The organism is Peribacillus sp. P4_D6 (assembly GCF_056401795.1).
Window position 1 is genome coordinate 1 of record NZ_JBFUIQ010000160.1, and the last position, 7,376, is coordinate 7,376.

General features: G+C 39.1%; 9 protein-coding genes. 1 reads left to right on the top strand and 8 read right to left on the bottom strand.

The features are described 5' to 3' along the window. Window positions 1-33 precede the first annotated feature (33 nt). A complete protein-coding gene (locus AC1DVB_RS23985) occupies window positions 34-462 on the bottom strand; it encodes a YwqH-like family protein (protein WP_034312189.1) in 429 nt (142 codons plus the stop codon). A 230-nt stretch (window positions 463-692) separates the two neighbouring features. Then, the gene (locus AC1DVB_RS23990) at window positions 693-941 is read right to left on the bottom strand and encodes a hypothetical protein (RefSeq protein ID WP_057277739.1); all 249 of its coding nucleotides are present in this window, start codon (window positions 939-941) and stop codon (window positions 693-695) included. A 342-nt stretch (window positions 942-1,283) separates the two neighbouring features. Between AC1DVB_RS23990 and AC1DVB_RS23995 the strand changes: the two genes are divergently transcribed. Continuing rightward, entirely contained in the window at window positions 1,284-1,688 is a 405-nt protein-coding gene (locus AC1DVB_RS23995; protein ID WP_063576322.1) for a hypothetical protein, read from the top strand. A 149-nt stretch (window positions 1,689-1,837) separates the two neighbouring features. Here AC1DVB_RS23995 and AC1DVB_RS24000 read toward each other — a convergent pair whose 3' ends face one another. The 6 genes from AC1DVB_RS24000 to AC1DVB_RS24025 form a co-directional block, all read right to left on the bottom strand. Beyond that, window positions 1,838-2,131 carry a hypothetical protein gene (locus AC1DVB_RS24000; RefSeq protein ID WP_063576323.1) on the bottom strand — a complete coding sequence of 98 codons (294 nt, stop codon included), beginning with the start codon at window positions 2,129-2,131 and terminating at the stop codon, window positions 1,838-1,840. A gap of 346 nt (window positions 2,132-2,477) precedes the next feature. Next, on the bottom strand, window positions 2,478-3,488 hold the full coding sequence (locus tag AC1DVB_RS24005) for a serine hydrolase domain-containing protein (RefSeq protein WP_057277741.1): 1,011 nt from the start codon (window positions 3,486-3,488) through the stop codon (window positions 2,478-2,480). A 122-nt stretch (window positions 3,489-3,610) separates the two neighbouring features. Then, window positions 3,611-4,441 (bottom strand): ammonia-dependent NAD(+) synthetase, encoded by an 831-nt coding sequence (gene nadE, locus AC1DVB_RS24010; RefSeq protein ID WP_057277742.1) that lies wholly within the window; start codon window positions 4,439-4,441, stop codon window positions 3,611-3,613. Between the two features lie 34 nt (window positions 4,442-4,475). After that, window positions 4,476-5,945 (bottom strand): nicotinate phosphoribosyltransferase, encoded by a 1,470-nt coding sequence (locus AC1DVB_RS24015; RefSeq protein ID WP_034312208.1) that lies wholly within the window; start codon window positions 5,943-5,945, stop codon window positions 4,476-4,478. Between the two features lie 61 nt (window positions 5,946-6,006). Continuing rightward, complete coding sequence (locus tag AC1DVB_RS24020; protein WP_095678377.1) at window positions 6,007-6,558, bottom strand: cysteine hydrolase family protein; 552 nt, start codon at window positions 6,556-6,558, stop codon at window positions 6,007-6,009. A 15-nt stretch (window positions 6,559-6,573) separates the two neighbouring features. Continuing rightward, window positions 6,574-7,338: an NUDIX domain-containing protein gene (locus tag AC1DVB_RS24025; protein WP_063576326.1), complete on the bottom strand. Its 765-nt coding sequence runs from the start codon at window positions 7,336-7,338 to the stop codon at window positions 6,574-6,576. Window positions 7,339-7,376: the final 38 nt, after the last annotated feature.

Sequence of the window (7,376 nt, forward strand, 5' to 3'; positions counted from 1 at the left end):
TTACGGCAGGATGATTCAGTTTGATTGTCGTCATTAAAACAACCGCCTTTTTAAATCGGATATTTTACTTTCCAGCTGCTCAAATGCCTCTTCGCCTTTGTTCAAAAGGGAGTCGGCTTCTTGGGCTATATTCCCCGCTATGCTAAGAAGCGTATTCTCTGCATTCAGCTTTGTAATCATCGCTTCTATTTTCCATTGGTAATCATCATAATCGTCATGAATGATACTGAACATCACATTATAAGCATCATGACGTGCATCCTGAAAGTGATCCGAACGGTTCCCTGTCCAGCTGCCACCAAGCTCAGGCTCTTTTATTTTCCTAATCTCGTTAAGACACATGCTCTGTTCTTTTATAATATCGTTTTTTGCATTTTCTAATCGTTCAATTTTCACATTTAAATCAGCTTTTTTACTGGAGATAGCAGAGTGTATATTACTCAAAATATCTGCATATACCATGAAACTCACCTCAGAAAACAGTATAATCCTACACTAACTGTCATATTTTTCTTATTTAACATTATAAGGATTAAAGTCCGAGAGTTAAATAGGGAGAAATATGCTATTTTATCAGTTGAAAGAGAAGTTTGGCATAAAAAAGTTCCTACATACCATATTCTTTATACCCGGCATTTTACCAATTTTAAACAAGTGAACCCCTTGGATTCACTATATAAACTTCCAACACTTCATTCAAATTGCCCTTGACTGTATCTATGCAGCAGGTCATCCCGAACAAATTCCCTGCAAGAGGAGGATAAATGTGACCGCTCGGGATGTATCAAATCACCAAAAGGCAAATCACCGACAAATTTAACTTCACCTTTAAAATCCTGTCCGGATTCAGCATCAAAACCGATGACCTTCACAAAGCAAGTTTTGTGTCCGGTTTTCATAAAATCAATTACTGTTAACACATGATTATGTATATCATTCATACTTTTTCCCCCAACCATGAAATCATTAAATAAAAATATTTTTTACTAGCATTCCGATTAAAACAATTATGGTTTAGATCGCTAAGGTGTTAAAACATTGGAAATAGGCACTCCTGCTTTCCATGATTTACTTTATTTTTCTATGTATTTTGTTCAATCTACCCTTATTTAGCTGAAGTTACATGAACTGATTTCTTCATTCATTTATGTTTTTTTTCGTTTCCAAGCATGTTTATGATTTCCCATTACTTCCACCGAAGGTCAGTCTGATAGCCTCGAGGACCTTCCCTCTTCTATATAGATTTATAACCTGCTATAATCTAAGGATTGGAGGTGTGAGAAATGAAAGAAATCATCCAGATATTAGCTGAAATCGTCAATAATCTTCACGATTTCATCCTATTCTTTGTAAGTGACACATTAAATTCAAATGCAACGGACAAAGATTTGCATTTTTGGATAATGGGAATCATCGGTATCATCATATTTTTGTTCGTGTTATTTTTATCTAATTTAATTGCCCGGATGCGTTTTGGGATAACGATACTCTCTTTCCTTTATACCTTTACAGTCATGGTTGTTTTAGTATTTGCCATAGAGATACAGCAAGCCCTTACCAGCAGAGGAAATATGGAGTTTCAAGATGCGGCGATAGGCCTATGGGGGTTCATCGTATTTTTCATGGTTTTTGCTGTATTATCATCCATATTCCTATTTGTGAAGAATTTTTTCAAGCAATCAAAATAAAGGTAACGATAGGTCACCTTGCTTAAAACATTCCTAACGCCTTTCAATAAATGGAAATTCGGGTTTTGTATTGGCGGGAATGATGGATTCTCTGCAGCATCATCTTAAATCGAAAGCAAGGTTACAGAGAAGCAAATATGATTTGAGGATTACTTCGATTCATTTTCATTGAATAAATCAACGCTGAACAGATTAAAAGAATCGTCGTCATTAATACGTTCCTGATCATTTCCTGATATATCAGGACTATTTTCCCTGCGGCGGCGATTTACTTCCCTTAATTCCGCTTCCAGGAATTCCGCTTGTTCGTGGGAAAGCTTGATCGTGATTTCATTATTTTGATCATCTGCAGCTTTCAAGAGGACATAGCTATCCGCAGCATTACGTAAAGTCACATTGCTTACTGTTAAGTTCATGTTCGCTAGTTCATATCTTGCCTTCATAATGTAAAAAGAACCTCCATCGGAAAATACCGGATAAAATAAAGTATATTAAATATACTCTACTTCAAGATATTTAAATATACAAATTCTTTGTTTGGAAAAGCCTTGAAACCTAAGAAAGCTACCTCCTTAAAGATTTCCGACAATAAAAAATTGGTGTGCCGCATCATTAAAGCTTCGTTCTTGAATAAGGGTACAGAAGGGGTTCTTCCCTTGAACTCCAGAAGTTCTGGAACCAATTTAGCAATTGAATGCGAATTCGTCCCTTTCTTAAAAAATACTTGAATGAATTCAGATTGACTATAAACAATGGAACCCTACATTAGTGGAAAGGTTCCATTTATTTTTATAATTCTTTCTCGATCGCTCTAGTAATATGGTATGGACCCATGCCTTTATTTGAAGTAATGACGGTTCTCAATCGCTTTGCCGGATATACCGCAGAATTGAAACTTACTCCCGGGTCATACCCCATAAGGTGGTATTTGAAAATCGCGTCATTTTTTTTACGAATCCATATACCATAGCCATAGTATTCCCCATCATCTTCTGTAGCAATATGGGTTTCCAATAAGAGATTGGTATATTCTTGCTTCAGTAACTGATTGGAAAATAACCCCTCCCAAAACCTGAACATATCTGATGTGGTAATATACGCCCCTCCATCCGCACTGCCTTTGATGGGAAGGGAATAAACGTTGGTTCTCCATGCTCCATTTTCTTCGTCTATGTACCCTAATGCAGTATTTTTAGGTAGCTGATCCATGGAAAAATAACCGGAGTTTTTCATTTCACAAGGCAGAAAGATGTTCTTGTCGATATATTCGGTAAATTCAAGTCCGGTTAGTTCCTCAACAATCAATCCTAATAAAATATAGCCTGCATTATTGTAATGGAACCTTTCCCCGGGTTGAAACATCATCACCTCATTTTGAAACATTGGCAGGAAATCCTTTAATCCTTTTACATGGTACATCGGATTATTCTGCCATAGCTCCTCAAAATCATCCATCACTTCTTCATCAAAGTAATCAGGGATGCCCGAAGTGTGTGTTAAGAGGTGATGTATGGTCACATTTTGATTGAAATCAGGAAACATGATCCTAACACAGTCTTTAAGTTTAGAATCGAACCTAAGTTTTCCTTTTTGTATTAACTGGCAAATGGCTATCGCGGTAAACAGTTTACAACCGGAAGCAATACCGAACCTTGTTTCTGTCGTATTCATGATTTCGTCCGCTCGATTGGAATAGCCATGTGCTGAACTATGAATCAGATCATCTCCCGCTTTCACACTGATTACACCCGAGAATTCAATTTCCTTTCCCGTTGCTTCAATATTCTTGGATATGTCCATATGTAGGGTCTCCCTTGCCGGTAAAATTTTCAATACTGATGTGTTGGCAAAGGTGCTTGTTAGGTCTTGCAAAAAACCCGCATCTTATGTGATGCGGGATAACTTATCTAAGATTTCACTCGTTATTTCCACCAAGTATCATAAACATTGATGGCTTCATTGCGTTTATGTTCGGTTTTAGTATACCATCCTTCGATGATTTCAGCTGCTTCCGTTCTGATTTCCTTGCCTTCAAGGTAATCATCGATTTCATCATAGCTAACGCCTAAAGCCACTTCATCAGGAAGTAACGGTTTGTCATCTTCTAAATCGGCCGTTGGTATTTTCGTATAAAGGCGCTCAGGAGCACCGACGAATTTCAGGATTTCTTTTCCTTGCCTTTTATTTAAACGGTATAAAGGAATGATATCCGCTGCACCATCACCATGTTTCGTAAAGAAACCTGTGATCGCTTCAGCTGCATGATCCGTACCAAGCACAACGCCTTTATACAGCCCGGCTAAATCATATTGCACCTTCATTCGCTCTCGTGCTTTAACATTTCCCCTTAAGAAATTCGATAGCTTTTCAGAAACTGCTTCTTCCACAGCTTTGATAGATGCATCCACCGCTTCCTTGATGTTGACTGTAACCGTTTGGCTTGGCTTAATGAATTTTAAAGCCAGCTGCCTGTCTTCTTCATCTGCCTGTACTCCATATGGCAAGCTTACAGCAACAAACTTATAGTCGCTGCCATTCGTTTCTTCATTTAATTCATTGACGGCGGTTTGGGCAATATAGCCAGCCAGTGTTGAATCTTGACCTCCGGAAATTCCAAGTACGAAGCTTTTCAGAAACGTATTTTTCTTCATATACCCTTTTAATAGATCAACACTTTTCCTGAATTCGGCTTCGGGATCGATCGTTGGTTGGACAAGTAATTTTTTTACGATTTCTTTTTGTAATGGACGCATTGGCATTTCCCCGCTTTCTAATAAAATAGATAGGTCATTTCGTTAGCATTCTTTCTACTTTGGCTTTAACTTCATCTATATTCCTCATTTTATTATCCCAACAATCCTGGCTTAGATCTACCGGATATTCTTCAGGATTAAGGGCACGAAGGTACTCCGGCCATAATACTTGGAGATTTTTTTGCGTGAAGGCCTTGATTTCATCTATGGTCGGCAATTCATAAATCAAACTTCCATCCTTAAAAATATCCACATGCAGATCAACCGCATCAAAATCCGTGACGAATTTACTTAGGAATGTATGGACAGGATGAAACATTTTTAATTTTTCCTGCTCCTGCGGCTTCTCATATTCCATCGCCAAATAATCACCTTCAGCATGATGGTTCACTTTATTGATGATTCGATATACTCGTTTTAGGCCAGGTGTCGTGACCTTTTCAGGGTTAGAAGAAATTTTGATGGTATCTCTCATATTCCCATCTTCGCCCTCTATTGAAACCATTTTATAAACAGCACCCAGCGCTGGCTGGTCATAAGCCGTAATCAATTTGGTTCCGATGCCCCAAATGTCAATTCTTGCTCCTTGTTGTTTCAGATTGATGATTGTATATTCATCAAGGTCATTGGAAGCGACAATCTTCGCATCATGGAATCCTGCAGCATCAAGCATACGTCTTGCCTCTTTCGATAAGTAAGCTAAATCACCACTGTCAAGACGGACGCCAATGAAATTGATTTTATCACCCAACTCCTTGGCAACACGGATTGCATTCGGGATGCCAGAACGCAATGTATCATACGTATCAACCAAGAATACACAGTCTTTATGGGAAACAGCATATTTATGAAAAGCCGTATATTCATCTTTATAAGCTTGGATCATGGAATGTGCATGCGTCCCTGAAACCGGAATGCCAAACAGTTTTCCAGCACGTACATTACTAGTGGAATCAAAGCCAGCAATATAGGCCGCTCTCGCTCCCCAAATTGCGGCATCCATTTCTTGCGCCCGCCTTGAACCGAATTCTAGGGCAGATTCTTCACCGATGACCTGCTTGATGCGTGATGCCTTTGTTGCCACGAGTGTGTGATAGTTCACAATGTTAAGCAACGCAGTTTCTATGAGTTGAGCCTCACCAAGCGGTGCTTCCACCCGTAATATCGGTTCATTGCCGAAGACGAGCTCCCCCTCTTTCATACAGCGGATCTCTCCCGTGAAACGGATGTTCTTCAAATATTTCAAAAATTCTTCATCATAGTGCAGATCATTTTTTAAATAGTCGATATCACTTTCCGAGAAGGAAAAGTTTTGAAGGTAATGGACAATTTTTTCAAGTCCTGCAAAAATCGCATATCCGCTATTAAATGGAAGCTTTCTGAAAAATATCTCGAAAACTGCCTTGCGGTTATGTGTTTTGTCCTGCCAATAAGTTTGGGCCATATTAATTTGGTATAGGTCAGTGTGTAATGCGTAACTGTCATCGTTGTATTTTTTTTCCATGGATAGTTCCTCCCAAAAGAGAAGCATTCGCTTCCCTTCTATTCTGTTGCTTGAATCGAAATTATAGAATGGTTGCTCCAAGAGACCCTTTAAAATGTCCAAGCGCCCAATGGTGACCGGCATCATTGAACGAGGCCACTGCATGTTCATATACAAAAATTTTATAGCCTAAATTATAAGCGTCGATTGCCGTATGCAAAATGCAAATATCTGTACAAACTCCGACTAAATATACATCGGTAATGTGACGTTCCCGCAGGCGGATATCAAGGTCCGTTCCTGCAAAGGCCGAATAACGTGTTTTATCTATATAATGAACATTCTTTTGATTTTTATTTGTTTCATATTCCTCTTTTAACGCCCCGTATAGGTCTCTACCCATTGTACCGCTAATATTATGCGGTGGAAACAAATTCGCTTCGGGATGTAAGCGGTCTCCTTCTTCATGTAAATCAATAGCGAATACCGTATATTCGCCTTGTTTGATAAATTCCTTGGTTATACTGACAAGTTCCTTCTCGATATCCTGACCTGGCTTCCCGCAGGTCAATGAACCCCCGTCTGCCACGAAGTCATACGTATAATCTATATTGATCAATGCCTTTTTTCCCATTTCACCAATTCCCCCTTAATAGTAAATAGAGTCCATGACAACCTCTGCATTAAACCGGTAAAGCTGTGAAGGCCGATACGAATTACGTTTCGTTTTCTTTTGCATTCCCTTTTCATCCAATACTTTCTCCAAAAACGGAAGCTTCGGGGCCTTTGCATAAAAAAGGGAGTCTGCACTGATTTTTGCATCATCTCTGGCTGTCAGCAAAACCCGTTGCAGTTCAGAAAGTGTAAATTCATCCGGCAGGAATTTTTGGGCTATCGTCGTTTGCACCATTTCTTTTTTCAATACATTCATCGCATCGTTAATAATTGTATAATGATCAAATGCAAGATCTAATTGTAAGGCTTCCTGAATCGTGAACAATTCAACCTCAGCTGCGTCATCATTCGCTTTTCTTTGATGAAGAAACTCTTCCTGGACAATTGCATAAAAAGCATTGGATATGATCCATCCCCTGGGATCGCGCCCTGGGCGGTCATAAACCCCGAAATGCTTGACATGGAATCCAGCTACGCCCGTTTCTTCTTTCAATTCTCGTTTGGCTGCTTCATAGGCAGTCTCGGAAGCATTGACAAAGCCTCCGGGTAAAGCCCATTTATCCCCTTCAACATTTGGGCTTCCTTCCTTATCTTTTGAGGCACGTTTGATTAATAATAGCTTCAAAAACATTTCAGGAGGGGCTTTCTCTGCCGTTTTCTTTGTAGTAATAGTAAAAATTGCAATATCTGCTGTGTATCCATCTGGAGTAATATATTTCTTTATTTCCTGCTGAGCCATGGCAACTCTCACTTTCTTTCACTAAGTATGGAATTTAG

Coding starts and splice junctions, on each gene's coding strand:
- AC1DVB_RS23985 (WP_034312189.1), bottom strand. CDS start 462: ATGGTATATGCAGATATTTTGAGTAATATACACTCTGCTATCTCCAGT.
- AC1DVB_RS23990 (WP_057277739.1), bottom strand. CDS start 941: ATGAATGATATACATAATCATGTGTTAACAGTAATTGATTTTATGAAA.
- AC1DVB_RS23995 (WP_063576322.1), top strand. CDS start 1,284: ATGAAAGAAATCATCCAGATATTAGCTGAAATCGTCAATAATCTTCAC.
- AC1DVB_RS24000 (WP_063576323.1), bottom strand. CDS start 2,131: ATGAAGGCAAGATATGAACTAGCGAACATGAACTTAACAGTAAGCAAT.
- AC1DVB_RS24005 (WP_057277741.1), bottom strand. CDS start 3,488: ATGGACATATCCAAGAATATTGAAGCAACGGGAAAGGAAATTGAATTC.
- nadE (WP_057277742.1), bottom strand. CDS start 4,441: ATGCGTCCATTACAAAAAGAAATCGTAAAAAAATTACTTGTCCAACCA.
- AC1DVB_RS24015 (WP_034312208.1), bottom strand. CDS start 5,945: ATGGAAAAAAAATACAACGATGACAGTTACGCATTACACACTGACCTA.
- AC1DVB_RS24020 (WP_095678377.1), bottom strand. CDS start 6,558: ATGGGAAAAAAGGCATTGATCAATATAGATTATACGTATGACTTCGTG.
- AC1DVB_RS24025 (WP_063576326.1), bottom strand. CDS start 7,338: ATGGCTCAGCAGGAAATAAAGAAATATATTACTCCAGATGGATACACA.